This window comes from Kitasatospora sp. NPDC059973, from assembly GCF_042737525.1.
In the GTDB taxonomy this organism is placed as follows: Bacteria; Actinomycetota; Actinomycetes; order Streptomycetales; family Streptomycetaceae; genus Kitasatospora.
In genome coordinates this window covers 1-1082 of record NZ_JBHWUI010000372.1, presented here as the reverse complement: position 1 = coordinate 1082, position 1082 = coordinate 1, and the positions used below count along the sequence as shown (strand labels likewise).

Below are 1082 nucleotides of genomic sequence, written 5' to 3'. Positions count from 1 at the left end.
TCTGCGCCTTTTGTGGCGCCGCCTGGGGGGGGGGGGGGGTTATGGCCCCCACCCCCCGCCCCACCGGCAGGAGGCGTGTCGCTGGGTCAGCCCGCGGGTGCGGCGGTGACGCTCTTGATGGCGCTGCTGGGGACGGCGTAGAAGGTGGTCCAGGAGCCGTCGGCCTTCTTGTCGGCGGTCCAGATCTGGTCGTCGCTGCCAATGGCGAGCAGGCGGATCGTGTCACCGATGGTGGTGGCGGCGACCTGCTTGACACCGCTGGCGTCGGGAACCGCGTCGAAGGTGGTCCACGGGCCGTTGTCGGTGCTGTCGGTGGTCCAGATCCGCTGGTCGCCACCGATGGCGAACAGGCGCACGGTGTTGCCGACGGCGGTGGCGGAGATGTGCTGGATGGCGCTGCTCGGGATCGCCTCGAACGTGCTCCAGGTGCCGGCGGTGTAGTCGCCGGTGGTGGTCCAGATCCGCTGGTCGCCACCGATGGCGAACAGGCGCACGGTGTTGCCGACGGCGGTGGCGGTGATGTTCTGGATACCGCTGCTGGGCAGCGCCTCGAAGGTGCTCCAGGCGCCGCCGTTGGTGCTGTCGGTGGTCCAGATCCGCTGGTCGCCACCGATGGCGAACACGTGCACCGTGTTGCCGATGGCGACGGCGGTCACCTGGCGGATACCGCTGCTGGGCAGGGCGGAGAAGCCGCTCCAGGTGCCGGCGGTGTAGTCGCCGGTGGCGGTCCAGATCCGCTGGTCGCTCCCGACGGTGAACAGGCGCACGGTGTTGCCGATGGCGACCGAGCTGACCTGGAGGGTGTTGCCGCTGTCGGGCACCGCGTCGAAGGTCCCCCACACGTTCGCGTTGTAGGAGCCCTCATTGGTCCAGATCTGGTTGTCGCCGCCGACGGCGAACAGCCTGCTGGCCGGGCGCGACGCCTTCACGCTCTTCACCCAGGCGCCGAGGTCGTCGACGCGGGTGTTGGTGGTGCCGGTGCGGGTTTCGGTGCTGCCGAAGCAGCCGCCCTGCCAGGAGCGGGAGGCGATGGCGGCGAGTTCGGTCTTGCCGTTGACCTCGCGGACGGCGGGGGCGCCGGT

The 1082-nt window shown here is 70.3% G+C and carries 1 pseudogene; it reads right to left on the bottom strand.

The features are described from left to right. Positions 1-86: 86 nt before the first annotated feature. A pseudogene (locus ACFWA9_RS39205) lies at positions 87-1082 on the bottom strand (hypothetical protein); the annotation flags it as partial.